This window comes from Natrinema sp. DC36 (genome assembly GCF_020405225.1).
In the GTDB taxonomy this organism is placed as follows: domain Archaea; phylum Halobacteriota; class Halobacteria; order Halobacteriales; family Natrialbaceae; genus Natrinema.
Genome location: NZ_CP084472.1, coordinates 394,210 through 406,543, shown reverse-complemented (window position 1 = coordinate 406,543; position 12,334 = coordinate 394,210). Strand labels below are relative to the sequence as shown.

At 65.2% G+C, this 12,334-nt stretch carries 13 protein-coding genes; 7 read left to right on the top strand and 6 right to left on the bottom strand.

Going from position 1 to position 12,334, the window contains the following annotated elements; translation table 11 throughout:
- Positions 1 to 71: 71 nt before the first annotated feature.
- The 5 genes from LDH74_RS02145 (at position 72) to LDH74_RS02125 (ending at position 4,854) form a co-directional block, all read left to right on the top strand.
- Positions 72 to 980: an ABC transporter ATP-binding protein gene (locus tag LDH74_RS02145; protein WP_226040992.1), complete on the top strand. Its 909-nt coding sequence runs from the start codon at positions 72 to 74 to the stop codon at positions 978 to 980.
- Between the two features lie 60 nt (positions 981 to 1,040).
- Positions 1,041 to 2,471: a Fe-S cluster assembly protein SufB gene (sufB, locus tag LDH74_RS02140; RefSeq protein WP_226040991.1), complete on the top strand. Its 1,431-nt coding sequence runs from the start codon at positions 1,041 to 1,043 to the stop codon at positions 2,469 to 2,471.
- 1 nt (position 2,472) lies between these two features.
- Positions 2,473 to 3,693, top strand: coding sequence for a Fe-S cluster assembly protein SufD (gene sufD, locus LDH74_RS02135; RefSeq protein WP_226040990.1), 1,221 nt, complete (start codon positions 2,473 to 2,475; stop codon positions 3,691 to 3,693).
- Between the two features lie 104 nt (positions 3,694 to 3,797).
- Complete coding sequence (locus tag LDH74_RS02130) at positions 3,798 to 4,292, top strand: ferritin-like domain-containing protein (protein WP_226040989.1); 495 nt, start codon at positions 3,798 to 3,800, stop codon at positions 4,290 to 4,292.
- A 127-nt stretch (positions 4,293 to 4,419) separates the two neighbouring features.
- Positions 4,420 to 4,854 carry a metal-dependent transcriptional regulator gene (locus LDH74_RS02125; RefSeq protein ID WP_226040988.1) on the top strand — a complete coding sequence of 145 codons (435 nt, stop codon included), beginning with the start codon at positions 4,420 to 4,422 and terminating at the stop codon, positions 4,852 to 4,854.
- A gap of 179 nt (positions 4,855 to 5,033) precedes the next feature.
- Here LDH74_RS02125 and LDH74_RS02120 read toward each other — a convergent pair whose 3' ends face one another.
- From LDH74_RS02120 to LDH74_RS02110, 3 genes are all read right to left on the bottom strand, one after another.
- Positions 5,034 to 6,824 carry a phospholipase D-like domain-containing protein gene (locus LDH74_RS02120; RefSeq protein WP_226040987.1) on the bottom strand — a complete coding sequence of 597 codons (1,791 nt, stop codon included), beginning with the start codon at positions 6,822 to 6,824 and terminating at the stop codon, positions 5,034 to 5,036.
- A 168-nt stretch (positions 6,825 to 6,992) separates the two neighbouring features.
- Entirely contained in the window at positions 6,993 to 8,342 is a 1,350-nt protein-coding gene (locus LDH74_RS02115; protein WP_226040986.1) for a HEAT repeat domain-containing protein, read from the bottom strand.
- A 66-nt stretch (positions 8,343 to 8,408) separates the two neighbouring features.
- The gene (locus tag LDH74_RS02110) at positions 8,409 to 9,134 is read right to left on the bottom strand and encodes a protein sorting system archaetidylserine synthase (RefSeq protein ID WP_226040985.1); all 726 of its coding nucleotides are present in this window, start codon (positions 9,132 to 9,134) and stop codon (positions 8,409 to 8,411) included.
- A 109-nt stretch (positions 9,135 to 9,243) separates the two neighbouring features.
- Here LDH74_RS02110 and LDH74_RS02105 point away from each other — a divergent pair, with 109 nt between their 5' ends.
- Both LDH74_RS02105 and LDH74_RS02100 read left to right on the top strand, forming a co-directional pair.
- The gene (locus LDH74_RS02105) at positions 9,244 to 9,678 is read left to right on the top strand and encodes a plastocyanin/azurin family copper-binding protein (RefSeq protein WP_226040984.1); all 435 of its coding nucleotides are present in this window, start codon (positions 9,244 to 9,246) and stop codon (positions 9,676 to 9,678) included.
- Positions 9,679 to 9,751: 73 nt separating this feature from the next.
- Positions 9,752 to 10,057: a putative quinol monooxygenase gene (locus LDH74_RS02100; protein ID WP_226040983.1), complete on the top strand. Its 306-nt coding sequence runs from the start codon at positions 9,752 to 9,754 to the stop codon at positions 10,055 to 10,057.
- A 78-nt stretch (positions 10,058 to 10,135) separates the two neighbouring features.
- Here the strand turns inward: LDH74_RS02100 and LDH74_RS02095 are convergent, their stop codons facing one another.
- From LDH74_RS02095 to LDH74_RS02085, 3 genes are read right to left on the bottom strand one after another with little or no spacing between them, the layout of a single operon-like run.
- Complete coding sequence (locus LDH74_RS02095; protein ID WP_226040982.1) at positions 10,136 to 10,777, bottom strand: 30S ribosomal protein S3ae; 642 nt, start codon at positions 10,775 to 10,777, stop codon at positions 10,136 to 10,138.
- A complete protein-coding gene (locus LDH74_RS02090; protein ID WP_226040981.1) occupies positions 10,774 to 11,112 on the bottom strand; it encodes a KEOPS complex subunit Pcc1 in 339 nt (112 codons plus the stop codon). The genes LDH74_RS02095 and LDH74_RS02090 overlap by 4 nt, the downstream gene beginning before the upstream one ends.
- Positions 11,109 to 12,332: an exonuclease gene (locus LDH74_RS02085; RefSeq protein WP_226040980.1), complete on the bottom strand. Its 1,224-nt coding sequence runs from the start codon at positions 12,330 to 12,332 to the stop codon at positions 11,109 to 11,111. The genes LDH74_RS02090 and LDH74_RS02085 overlap by 4 nt, the downstream gene beginning before the upstream one ends.
- Positions 12,333 to 12,334 lie beyond the last annotated feature (2 nt).

Here is a 12,334-nt window from a genome sequence, read left to right as displayed (position 1 = left end):
ATCGGACTGCATCCAATCGAACACGAAAACGTTATGGGGCGAACGGCCCTTCGTCCATACGACAGAATACTATGGCACGTCTCGAACTAAACAACCTGCATGCGGAAGTCGCGGAGGGCGACGAGAAGATTCTCGAGGGCGTAAACCTCGAAGTACAGTCGGGCGAGATCCACGCCCTGATGGGGCCGAACGGCTCCGGGAAGTCGACGACCGCGAAGGTCATCGCCGGCCACCCCGCCTACGAGGTCACCGAGGGCGAGGTTCTCCTCCACCTCGAGGACGAGGAGTTCGGCGAGGATATCGAGATCGACGAGGACCAGCGAACCTGGAACCTGCTCGATCTCGAGCCCAACGAGCGCGCCGCGCTCGGCATCTTCCTCGGCTTCCAGTATCCGGCCGAGATCGAGGGCGTCACGATGACGAACTTCCTCCGAACGGCGCTGAACGCCAAGATCGAGGAGCGAGAGGAACTCTTCGAGGACGAAGACGGTGAGGAAGTCGAAGAAGAAGACGACGGCTTCGAGACCTCGCCGATGGAAGGCAACGTCGACGAAGGCGAAGTCGGCGTCGCCGAGTTCCAGGGGATCCTTCAGGAGAAGATGGAACAGCTGGAGATGGACGAGAAGTTCGCCCAGCGCTACCTCAACGCCGGCTTCTCCGGCGGGGAGAAGAAACAGAACGAAGTGCTGCAGGCCGCCATCCTCGAACCCTCGATCGCCGTCCTCGACGAGATCGACTCCGGGCTCGACATCGACCGGCTGCAGGACGTCTCGAACGGGATCAACGCGCTGCGCGACGAGCAGGGCACCGGGATCCTCCAGATCACCCACTACCAGCGCATCCTCGACTACGTCGAGCCCGATCACGTCCACGTGATGCTCGACGGGCAGATCGCCAAGAGCGGCGGTCCCGAACTCGCCGAGAAGCTCGAGGATAAGGGGTACGACTGGGTCCGCGAGGAAGTCTACGGCACCGCGTAACCGAATCCGACTAGAACAACCGTAATAACGCTACAGCCGTAAACACAACTACATCAACCAATGAGTTCCGATCAAGACCACCTAAAAGAGACAGACACTGAGGCCCGGTTCGAGTTCAAGAAGGAAGAGAACTCCGCCGTTAGATCCGGGAAGGGCCTGACCGAGGAGGTCATCCGCATGATCTCCGACGACAAGGACGAGCCCGACTGGATGCTCGAGCGGCGTCTCCGCGCGCTCGAGCAGTACCAGAATATGCCGATGCCGTCCGACTGGCCCGGCATGCCCGACCTCTCCGAACTGGACGTCGAAGAGATCATCCCCTACATCCGCCCGGACGTCGACAAGCGCGAAGGCGTCGACGACTGGACGGAGCTGCCGGACGAGATCAAGGACACGTTCGACAAGCTGGGCATTCCGGAAGCCGAGAAGAACGCACTCTCCGGCGTCGGCGCCCAGTACGAGTCCGAGGTCGTCTACCAGAACATGCAAGAGCAGTGGGAGGAGAAGGGCGTCGTCTTCTGTAACATGGACGAGGCCGTTCGCGAGCACCCCGAACTCGTCAAAGAGCACTTCATGACGACCTGCGTGCCGCCGAGCGACAACAAGTTCGCCGCGCTCCACGGGGCCGTCTGGTCCGGCGGGTCGTTCGTGTACGTCCCCGAAGACGTTACCGTCGAGATGCCCGTTCAGGCCTACTTCCGTATGAACTCGGAAGGGATGGGGCAGTTCGAGCACACCCTCATCATCGCCGAGGAAGGCTCCGAAGTCCACTACATCGAGGGCTGTTCCGCACCGAAGTACGGCACCCACAACCTCCACTCGGGCGGCGTCGAGGTCTTCGTCGGCGAGGACGCGCACGTTCAGTACTCGACCGTCCAGAACTGGTCGAAGAACACGTTCAACCTGAACACCAAGCGCGCCATCTGCGAGGAAAACGGCACGATGGAGTGGGTCTCGGGCAGCATGGGATCGAAAGTGACCATGCTCTATCCGTGTACCATCCTCAAGGGTCGCGGCTCGACCGACACCCACATCACCATCGCCCTGGCGGGCGAGGGCCAGGATATCGACACCGGAGCGAAGGTCTACCACAACGCGCCGGATACCAGTTCGACCATCGAGTCCAAGTCGATCTCCAAGGACGGCGGCCGCACCAACTATCGCGGGCTCGTCCACATCGCCGACGGCGCCGAGAACTCCTCGACTGCGGTGGAGTGCGACGCGCTGATGTTCGACAACGAGTCCACCTCGGACACCATGCCGTACATGGAGATCGAGGAGTCGAAGGTCGACGTCGCTCACGAGGCGACCGTCGGCAAGATCGGCGACGAGGACATCTTCTACCTCCAGTCGCGCGGACTGGACGACGACGACGCAAAGAAGATGATCGTCGCCGGCTTCATCGAGCCGATCACGGAGGAACTGCCGATCGAGTACGCGGTCGAACTCAACCGTCTCATCGAACTCGAGATGGAGGGGAGCCTCGGATAATATGAGTGCAGGAACGCAGGTACACGCCAATCTAACGGAAGAACAGGTACGCGAGATCAGCGGCGACCTCGACGAGCCCGAGTGGCTCCTCGAGACCCGTCTCGAGGCCCTCGACGCGCTCGAGGAACTCGAGATGCCCGACGTCATCCGGACGCCGGGTCGGGACTGGACGAACCTCCACGAACTGGACTTCGAGTCCCTCGTGGATCCGCTGAACGCGGCCGAGAACAAGGACCAGGTCGGTCCCGACGAAGCCGAGGTCCTCTCGTGGGCCGACGCGGTTCAGGAACACGAGGACCTCCTGAAGGAACACTTCGGCAGCACCGTGGACCCGCAGGAGAACTACCTGACGGCACTCTCGACCGCCCTCTTCAGCACCGGGACGGTCGTCTACGTCCCTGAGGGCGTCGACGCCGAGGACGTCGCCATCCGAACCGAGCAGAACTCCCGCTCGCTGTTCAACTACACGCTCGTCGTCACCGAGGAGTCGTCCTCGGTCACGATCATCGAGCGGCAGTCGACGGGCGCAGAGCAGGACGAACAGTACTACAGCGGCGTCGTCGAAGTCGCCGCGGGCGAGAACAGCTACGTCCAGTACGGCAGCCTCCAGAACCTCTCGGAGGAGGCCTACAACTTCACCGTCAAGCGCGGCGTCGCCGACACCTACGCTACGATCGACTGGATCGAGGGCAACATCGGCACGCAGCTGACCAAGACCGAGGTCTCGACGACGCTCAGCGGCGACTCGTCGGAAACGCAGATCGTCGGGGCCTTCTACGGCCACAACGATCAGCACTTCGACCTCGACGCGAAGGTCTGGCACCGCGCGGAGCACACGACCGCCGACCTCGTCACCCGGGGCGTTACCGACGACGTGGCTCGCTCGGTCTACGAGGGCGTCCAGGACGTCGGCGCCGACGCGTGGGACACCAGTTCCTACCAGCGAGAGAACACGCTGATGCTCTCCGACGAGAGCGAGGCCGACGCCTCCCCGAAGCTGATCATCAACAACCACGACACCGAGGCCAGCCACTCCGCGACGGTCGGCCAGATCGACGCAGAGGATCTGTTCTACATGACCTCCCGCGGCGTCGATCCGCGTTCGGCCCGCAACATGCTCGTCGAGGGCTTCTTCGTGCCCGTCCTCGAGGAGATCGACGTCGACGAACTCCGTGACGACCTCGAGGGACTGATCGGGGCTCGACTGCGCCAGCGGGACTAGCCGCCGTCGCATCCGCTTCGATTCAGTACCGATTCGTTTTCGCTGCCCGATTTTGCTGTCCGCTCTCCGAGACGACTAAGTAACAGCGGCTCTCTTGTCACGATATGAGTCTGGGACAGCGTGTCTCGAGCGACCACCAGTTGACCCGATTGCTGCAGATCGGGGTCGTACTGGAGGAACTCGTCGAGTCACGCGCCGCCCACCACATCGAGTCCCTGCCCCCCCAGGAGCGGGCGGAGTTCGACGAGGAGGTGGAGGAGTTGCTCGCCGAGGCGGCCGCCGAGTCGGCCGACCACCGCGAGCGACTCGAGGCGCTGATCGACGATCTCGAGGCGGAAACGGTCGGATACGAGGAGATCAACGCGCTGGTCGACGCCCAGTACGGGCCGCCAGCGGATACGGACGGCGTCCTCTACGATCAGTTGGCGAACGAGGAGACGGCCTACAAGTTCTACGACGACCTGATCAACGCGATCGAGGCGTCGGACGCCGCGTTCGCCGTCGATCGAGATCGGCTGCTCGAGACGCTGTACAGCATCCGCGAGGAGGAAAAAGAGGGCGTCGAGGAAGTGACCGAGATCATGGAGCACAGAGCATGATCGAGGGACGGACGACCGCGGCGACCGCTATCGACGGCTCGCCGTCTGACGTCCGTATCGGCTCCCAGGTTCGGTTAGATCGGTGCAACACGAACGCGATCCACGGCAGTCCCAATGGAGGGAGAGCATGAACACCGCAGATCAATATCTCAAAGCGATCTATCTGGCGCAGCGAATCGAGGATGGCCCCGCATCGACCGGAACGCTTGCGGACCTGCTCGAGGTGAGTCCGGCCAGCGTCAACGAGATGATCGGTAAACTCCAGGACCGCGAACTCGTCGACCACGAGAAGTACAAGGGTGCCAGTCTGACCGACGAAGGACTCGAGCGCGCCCACAATGCCCTCCAGACATACTGTATCATCGAGCGATTCCTCGCGAACGTCCTCGAGGTCGAGGAGTTTCGCGACGAGGCCCGCGCCCTCGAGAGCGTCATCGACGACACCGTCGCGGAACGGCTGGACACGATCATCGACCGGCCCGAGCAGTGTCCCGACTGTTTCGATGCGGAAGCGGACTGCTGTGAACTGCTCGAACTCGAGGCCGGCGGTCACGCGGACTGATACGGTCTGTTGTAACGATTTACCGGTGCAACTGGAGGACGGTCGCGGTTGCACCGGAAATGACTGACAACGGTCCGTATGAAAATCCCTTTTCGCACACCTGATCCCGTCCGAGTACACCGCTTCATTCGAGCGACGGAAACACGAGACGGCCGATTCGATGCGGCAGTCACCGTCGATCAGGTGCGTTCGGACAGCGTCTGATCACCGAACCGAATGTACCGCCGTCCGATAATCGCCGCAGCGGCGAGTGCAACGACGACCGCCACGCTGAGTCCGATCGGGAACGACCAGGTATCGCCCGACCAGTCGGATTCGAACACGTCGGCGTAGTAGCTCGCAACTCGCTCGCCGTGAAGCGCGACGAGCACCTCGCGGTTGTTCTCGAGCGAGTTCGCGTTCCAATTTGCGCTGCCGACGATCGCGACCTCTCGGTCGATCACCACGCCCTTTGCGTGAATTTTCTCGAACCGGTCGGTATCCGCGACGAGGCGGACCTCGAGCGGGAGGTCCTCTCGATCGGCGACCCGCTCGAGGTCGGCCGCGAGCCGCTCGTTTTCGTCGGCGTTGTACCACGTCGATCCGAGCAGAATTTTCACGTCGACGCCGCGGCGGGCCGCCTCGAGGGTCGCCTCGAGCAGCGAGACGTCGGCGGCGATGCTGGGCTGGACGACGAGGATTTCGTCGTCGGCGCCGGCGAGTAGCTCCCGCAGTCGGCCCTCGGCGTTGTCCGGCGCGAGCAGGAGTTCGGCCGAGTCGACGGGGACCGTTGCGGGTTCGTGGGTCGTCGGGAACTCGGATCGAGACGACGAGAAGCCCTGCTCCTCGTCGTCGACGAACGAGGCGTTCGCGCGGTAGTTCTCACCCGTTGTCGTGTCCCACCCCTCGAAATCGGCTCGAAAGACGCTCGCGAGATCGGCTGCAAGCGTCTCGTCCTCGAGTCGGACGCCCCAGCCGCGGCTGCTCTCGCCGCCGACGCCCGCGGCCTTCCAGTTCTCGCTGGTGACCAGCACGCGGTCGTCGGCGACGGCGTACTTGGGATGGTGATACCGGTAGCGTGCGCTTTCGCCACCGATAACCCGCGCGTCGACCCCGCCGGCCGCGAGCGTCTCGAGGACGCCCTCGGTCGCCGCCGGCGTGCCACCGACGGGGCTCGCCTCGAGGAGCACCGAGACGTCGACGCCGCGTTCGGCCGCATCGACGAGGTCCGCGGCGATCGTGTCGGAGGTGACGGTGTAGCCCGCGAGCAGCAGCCGATCGTCGGCGTTCCGGATCGTCTCCCGTGGAACCGCGGGACCGTCGGGGAGGACGAACGCAGTGGCCTCGTCGACCTCGGCGCTCGAGACGGGGAGACAGGTCGCGTCTCGTGGCCACCACTGGCTGCCGCTTTCGCCCTCCGCCTCGGCGTCGGTCGGCTCCGTTCGGTACCACCGTTCGGCTTCCGGCGCGCTGTCGTAGGAGACGGAATCGATCGTGGCCGTCGCGTTTCGGAGTCGCAGGTCGTCGCCATCGTTTGCGAGTTGAAGGTGGCCCTCGAGCCCGAGGACCGGGTGCTCGGTCAGCGATTTCGTGACGTTGGGTGCCGTGCTCACCGCGATGCGCCCGGTGACCGTCTCGTTCGGGAGTGTCGCCGTTGTGTGGCCGTCCGTGAGCGTCAGGGTCTCGAGGCGGGTTTCGGACGGGACCTCGAGGACGACGAACTCGCCGGCGTTGCCGTCAGTGGTGGGGTTCGGGTAGAGGCCGACGATTTGGGGGCTCTTCGCCGTGTCAGTGAGGGTCGAATTGCTCTCCCCTGCTCGAGAGGGACAGGCGAGTTCGGACGGGCTCGGTGTTCCATCCGCGGTTGCTCGAACGGCGGGCCGTTCGGGCGCCGATGTTCCGTTGGCGACCGCGAACCCGGCGAGTATCGTTGCACTGGCAACGAGACAGCAAGCGAGTACAGCGACGAGGGCGGCCCGCCGGAGATCCATCGCTCCGTCTGGCCGCTTTTCTCTACTTAAAATATCGGTGCCGAGTTCTGGTCGCGATCGAATTCGTCTGTGGAGTATAGGGTACCGAGAGGTGATACTGCCCGTATCGACTTTCCCAGTGTCGGACGGTCGAAGCAGTCGAAAGACGGTTCTCCGTAACGCCGATCGTCAGGCTGCGGGCTCGAGGTCCACGCTCTCGGCTTCGGCCTGGACGAGGTAGGCGCGGTCGTCGTCGTAGTCGGCGACGGTCTCGAGAGCGTCCTGGGTGCCGATGCGGTTGAGCGCCCACGCGGCGCTGGCCCGGACGCGATCGGAGTCGTCGTCCGCGAGGACGTCCGCGAGCGGCTCGACGGCGCGGGTGTCCCCGATCAGGCCCAGTGCGCGGGCCGCCCAGCTTCGGACGTCCGCCTCGTCGGCGACGAGCTGTTGAGCGATCGGCTCGACCGCGTCCGCGGCACCGATTTCGCCGAGGGCGCGGAACGCGGGCTGCTGGAGGTTCGGGTTGGAGTCGACGTAATCGACCAGCGTCTCGACGATCTCCTCGTCGTCGACGCCGATTTTTCCGAGGACGGCCATCGCGGCCTGATCGCGGCGGTTGGCCTTCTGGATCATCGGATCGATGGCCTCCTCGGGCCCCATCCGTTCGAGGGCCTCCATGCAGTGTTCCTCCATGAAGTCGGAGTCGAACGTCTCGAGGGCGAGCAGGATCTGCTCGACGTTCCCCTGCTTCTCGTGGACCTTGAGCGCGTGCCACTCCGGCGGGAAGTCCTTGACGTGATCGAGCACGTCGTAGTAGCCCTCGCGGCGGAGCTGCTCGCGAATCTCGAGGTCGGTCCACTCGGTCGCATCGTCGATGTCGCTCTGCAGATCGTCGGTCGCCTCGAGCAGGTCCGCGATCGTCTCGGCGTCGTCGTCGGCGTCGAGTGCGGCGTCCTCGACGGCCTCGCTCGCGTCATCGAGGGTCGCATCGAGCTGTTCGGGAACCGTCTCGCCCCGATTGACCAGCGTGACCGAGCTGCCGAGTAGCCCGTTCAACTCGTCGAGGAAGCCGTCGACCGCCTCGATCAGTTCGGCCTTGCCCTCCTCCGTCCAGCGGGTGCCCGTGATCGTGCCGCTCGCGTCGTCGATCTCACCCACGACGTCCTCGCCGTAGGGGCCACGCTGGTCTTCGAGGTCGGACTCGAGGTCCGAGAGGTCGCTCTCGATTTCGTCGTATTGTTCCTGCAGTTCCTCCTCCGGCGCGGGTTCCGCGTCTTCGTCCTCCTCGTCCTCGTCGGCTTCAGGCGGCTCCGGCACTTCGACGCTCTCGAGTTCGGCCCGGAACGACTCGAGGTCCGCCTCGACCACGTCGAGGTCGTCCTCGGTCTCGGCCGCCTCGAGGGTGGAATCGAGTCCCTCGAGATCAACGGCCAGCGCCTCGAGTCGCTCGCGGATCTCCTCGAGGTCGGCGGGCTGTTCGTCGTCGCCCGGTTCGTCCTCGACGGTCCCGTCGTCACCGTTCGCCTCGTCCTCGCTCATCGTCCCACCTCGAGGCGACGCCGACGCGTGACAGTGTCCATACCCTACGGTCGTGTCAGCACGGCCCTAAGCGTTTCCATGCACGCCGACCTCGCCGGTTCGTTCGGCGTCGCCCCAGTACAGCCAGGGACTGAGCACCATGTACGCCAGCCCGAGCGTCAGGAGTGCGTACGGAAAGGTCCGACCGACGAAATCGGGAACGAGGATCGCGAGGGCGTGGATGACGCCCATGATGGCGGCGTCTCGAGCCAGCAGATCGGGGTACTGGATCCGCGAGACCATCAGGTAACAGAACGCGCCGGTGACCGCGAGCACGAGCCACGGCTGGGTTTCGCCGGCGAGGATCGCTGCACCGAGGATCGTCGCGGCCAGCGTCGTCTGAACGCCTTCGGTGTAGCTGCCGGAGATATCGTAGGCGGTGTACATTCCGAGTCGGGTGACGGCCATCGCGACGAACAGCGCACAGACCGTCGTCACGAGCAGGAGTTCGGCGCTGATCGCGCTGAAATCGATTCCGAGACCGTCCCGCACGACGACGAAGGAGAGAACGGCAGGTGCGACGGCGAAGGAGGCGACGTCGGCGAGCGAATCGAGGTACGGGCCGGCGTCCGTGCCGCCGTAGCGGCGTGCGAGGATGCCGTCGAGGCCGTCCGCGATGGCCGCCAGGAGGATCAACCGGGCTGCCAGATCGATGTCGACGACCGCGACGACGACCGCGACGAACCCCAGTGCGGCGTTGGCGATCGTCACCGCGTCGGCGACGCCGAGCCGACCGACGAACCGGGGGAGCATATGCCCGGAATCGACGGGGAGCTACCTTACGTGTTTTCGTTTCCAGGGCGTTCCCACGTTCGAGGATTGAACCGGGGCGGTTATACCGCGACTCTCCTAACGATCACGTATGCACCGGCGTGCCTATCTCGCCGCCGTTGGAACCGCCGCCTCGGCCGGCCTCGCGGGGTGTTCGTCCGCCCTCAGCGTCCTCGAGGGAGATCCCTGTACCGGCGACGACTGCCACATCGGCATGAACCGAACCGAGTTCCTGCCCGAGGTGTACGAGATCGCCGTCGGCGACACGGTGGTCTGGAAGAACACGAGCGAAGCCGACCACACCGTCACGGCCTACGAAACGCTCATTCCGGACGACGCCGAGTATTTCGCGTCCGGTGGCTACGAGAGTCAGGCGGCCGCGTACGACGCCTGGGACGACCGCGGCGGCCGACTCGGAACGCGCGAGACGTTCGAGCACACCTTCGAGATCCCCGGGACGTACGAATACTTCTGCATTCCCCACGAAGGGGCCGAGATGATGGGCGAAATCGTCGTTTCGGAGTGACGGCCGCCGAAGGCCACCGGCTCGAGCCTCGCGGACTACTTTTATCCCCTCCCGGTCGAACTATTCCGTTGGAATGATCGTTATTCACGCGAGTTTTCCGATCGACCCTGACCGGCGCGACGACGCGCTCGAGTTAATTGAGGAACTCGTCACCGAGTCACAGCGAGAAGACGGGATGATCGACTACCGGGCGACGACGGACGTCTCCGATCCGAACGTCGTCCGCTTTTTCGAACGGTACGAGGACGAGGCCGCGCTCGGGGCGCACACGCAATCCGATCACTTCCAGGAGTTTTCGTCGGCGTTACCGGAGCTGCTCGCCGGCGAGCCGACGGTGACTCGATTCGACGTGGAGTCGGCCGAAGAACTCGAGCTCTGAGACGGACTGCTGTCGGTCGTTTTTGGCCCAAAATGTCGAAATCGGCACCGCGAAAATCGATCGTGCTCGGCGACGGGTTCAGTCGTCCGTAGCGACGTCTTCGTCGTCGACGTCGACCGCGGTCGCTTCCTCTTCGGCGACTTCCTCGGGGTGTGCCTCGAGGGTGGCCTTCTGGATCTCGACGCGGCGAAGCGGGTAGATCGTCTTGGATTCGCCGTAGATCGCGGAGGAGAGATGTCCCTCGACGACGCTGTCGATGATCTCCTCGAAGGAGCGGTCCTCGGCGGCGTCCTCGATCATCGCGACCATCTGCTCGCGGATGGCCTTCTCCTGGCTCGCGTCGGCCTTTTTCGTCGTGAAGGCGACGGGCTGGATCTGGACGCGGTAGTCGTCCGTCGTGAGGACGGTGACGTAAGCCTCGATCTTCGAGGCACCGCGTCGGACCAGCGAGCGCAGGTAGTCCCGCGTCAGGGAGTGTTCGACGAACTCCGTGTACGCGCTGTCGCTCCCCACGTCGTTGATCTTGAAGGTGAGCTTCGTGTTGTTCTCGCTGGCGTTGTTGTTGAGTTCGCCGAGCGTCGTTTCGATGGTTCGGTCGTAGACCTTTTCCGGTTCGTCAGCGGGGGTTTCGCCGAGTTCCTGGCGATCGAACTGCTCGGGTGCCAGAACGGTGTACCACCGCTTCTCCTGTTTCGCGCGTGAAACTGATCGTTCACTCATTGTGTTGTATCGTGTGTTGAGTCGCTACCGCGTTCGGACACAGGTCCCGTGTCCGTCGGTTCCGCGTGCTGTACTGTCCGTGCCTGCGACGTCACGTCGATCGCGACCTCGAGGTTGACGACGTAGTCGTCGACCGTCGATCGGAGGCCGCTCGTCGTCTCGCGGTCGATCCGCGTCACGACGGTGCCTGCGCGCTCGTCATCGTCGTCGGCCGTCGCTGCAGTGCCATTGCACTCGACGGTCGTCGACATCTCGTCGGTGTTGTCCGGGCTGAGCGCCCGCGCGATGAGGGCCGCGTCGTCGCGATCCGTCCTGATCGTCGCGCGCCGGCTCATCGGAACTCCCTCACTGCCGCGATGATCGCCGATTCGTCCACGTCCGGGTCGTATCGAAGGTAGCCGCGTCGGTGGCCGACATCGTACTCGACCGCGATACCGGCCTCGGGGGCCGTCTCCGAGTCCGCGTCGGCCGCTCCGGTCTCGAGTTCGCGGGCGACGCCCTCGACGGTCGCATCGAGGGGGTCGGCGTCGCGGGTCGCGATGGCCGATTCGCCGTTTCCGACGGCGAGAACGGCCGACTCCGGCGACCGGTAGGCCGCCGCGATCCGCGCGACCGCTTCGACGGGACCGTCGTCGATCCCGACGACGAACAGGCCGTCGTAGCGTCCGGTCGAGGCGTCCGCGAGCGCAGTGTGAGCGCGGCGTCCGTGCTCGCGCCAGGCGTCGAGTGCCGTCTCGCTGACGTCGTGGCCCATCGCGAGCGCCGTTCCCGTGCCCGGTTCGGTTCGGGCCAGGGCCTCGAGCACGTCGGCGAAGCCGCCGAGCGTCGCGAAGGGGGCCTCGGGCGTGGCGTACGGCCGTAGCGCGCGCCCGATCGACGCCGCGGCGGCGTCGGCCGCCCCGTCCGCACCGACCACGTCGAGTGCGACCAGCGAGCCGATCGCACGGTGATCGTCCGCATCGAGGTCGTCGGGGTCGCCGTCGACGGTGTCCGCGAGCGCCTCGCGCGTCGCGTCGGGATCGCCCGACCACGGCGCGTGGAGGCGCGTCGAGTACGCGAGGCCGTCGACCGGATCGGCGGTCGGCACCGCGACGCCCGGTCGCTGCTCGACGAGGCCGCGCTCGAGCGCGGTCTCGAGGAGCCACTCGCTCTCGCCGGCACCGGGTTCGCTCCCGCCGGCGACGACGCCGGCGAGTGCGAGCACCGGATCCGGCGTCGCACCCATTTCGCGGACGAGGTCGACGGCTTCCAGCGTCGCCGGTCGATCCGCGGCCGCGAGCCGGACGAAATCGTCCGTTTCGGCCGCGTCGGCGGCGCCGACGAGGATCGTGGCCTCGTCCTCGCTACTCGGGGTTGGAACGCGATCGGATCGGTCCGCGATCGTTCGGCCGACGGTTACCTGGTACGGCGTCTCGCGCTCGGCGAGGGCGCTCGCGATGAGGCCGCTCGCAGCGAGTGCGTCGCCGTCGGCGCGGGCGACCAGACGGACGAAGCCGGCGCTCTCGAGCGCGCTCGTGGCGGACGCCGGCTCGGCGGATCGACCCTCGGTGGACATGC

Bases quoted from the DNA above. Each gene is read 5' to 3' on its own strand.
- LDH74_RS02130 (WP_226040989.1), top strand. From the start codon at position 3,798: ATGAGTCTGGGACAGCGTGTCTCGAGCGACCACCAGTTGACCCGATTG.
- LDH74_RS02090 (WP_226040981.1), bottom strand. From the start codon at position 11,112: ATGAGCCGGCGCGCGACGATCAGGACGGATCGCGACGACGCGGCCCTC.
- LDH74_RS02120 (WP_226040987.1), bottom strand. From the start codon at position 6,824: ATGGATCTCCGGCGGGCCGCCCTCGTCGCTGTACTCGCTTGCTGTCTC.
- LDH74_RS02145 (WP_226040992.1), top strand. From the start codon at position 72: ATGGCACGTCTCGAACTAAACAACCTGCATGCGGAAGTCGCGGAGGGC.
- LDH74_RS02100 (WP_226040983.1), top strand. From the start codon at position 9,752: ATGATCGTTATTCACGCGAGTTTTCCGATCGACCCTGACCGGCGCGAC.
- sufD (WP_226040990.1), top strand. From the start codon at position 2,473: ATGAGTGCAGGAACGCAGGTACACGCCAATCTAACGGAAGAACAGGTA.
- LDH74_RS02125 (WP_226040988.1), top strand. From the start codon at position 4,420: ATGAACACCGCAGATCAATATCTCAAAGCGATCTATCTGGCGCAGCGA.
- sufB (WP_226040991.1), top strand. From the start codon at position 1,041: ATGAGTTCCGATCAAGACCACCTAAAAGAGACAGACACTGAGGCCCGG.
- LDH74_RS02105 (WP_226040984.1), top strand. From the start codon at position 9,244: ATGCACCGGCGTGCCTATCTCGCCGCCGTTGGAACCGCCGCCTCGGCC.
- LDH74_RS02095 (WP_226040982.1), bottom strand. From the start codon at position 10,777: ATGAGTGAACGATCAGTTTCACGCGCGAAACAGGAGAAGCGGTGGTAC.
- LDH74_RS02085 (WP_226040980.1), bottom strand. From the start codon at position 12,332: ATGTCCACCGAGGGTCGATCCGCCGAGCCGGCGTCCGCCACGAGCGCG.
- LDH74_RS02115 (WP_226040986.1), bottom strand. From the start codon at position 8,342: ATGAGCGAGGACGAGGCGAACGGTGACGACGGGACCGTCGAGGACGAA.
- LDH74_RS02110 (WP_226040985.1), bottom strand. From the start codon at position 9,134: ATGCTCCCCCGGTTCGTCGGTCGGCTCGGCGTCGCCGACGCGGTGACG.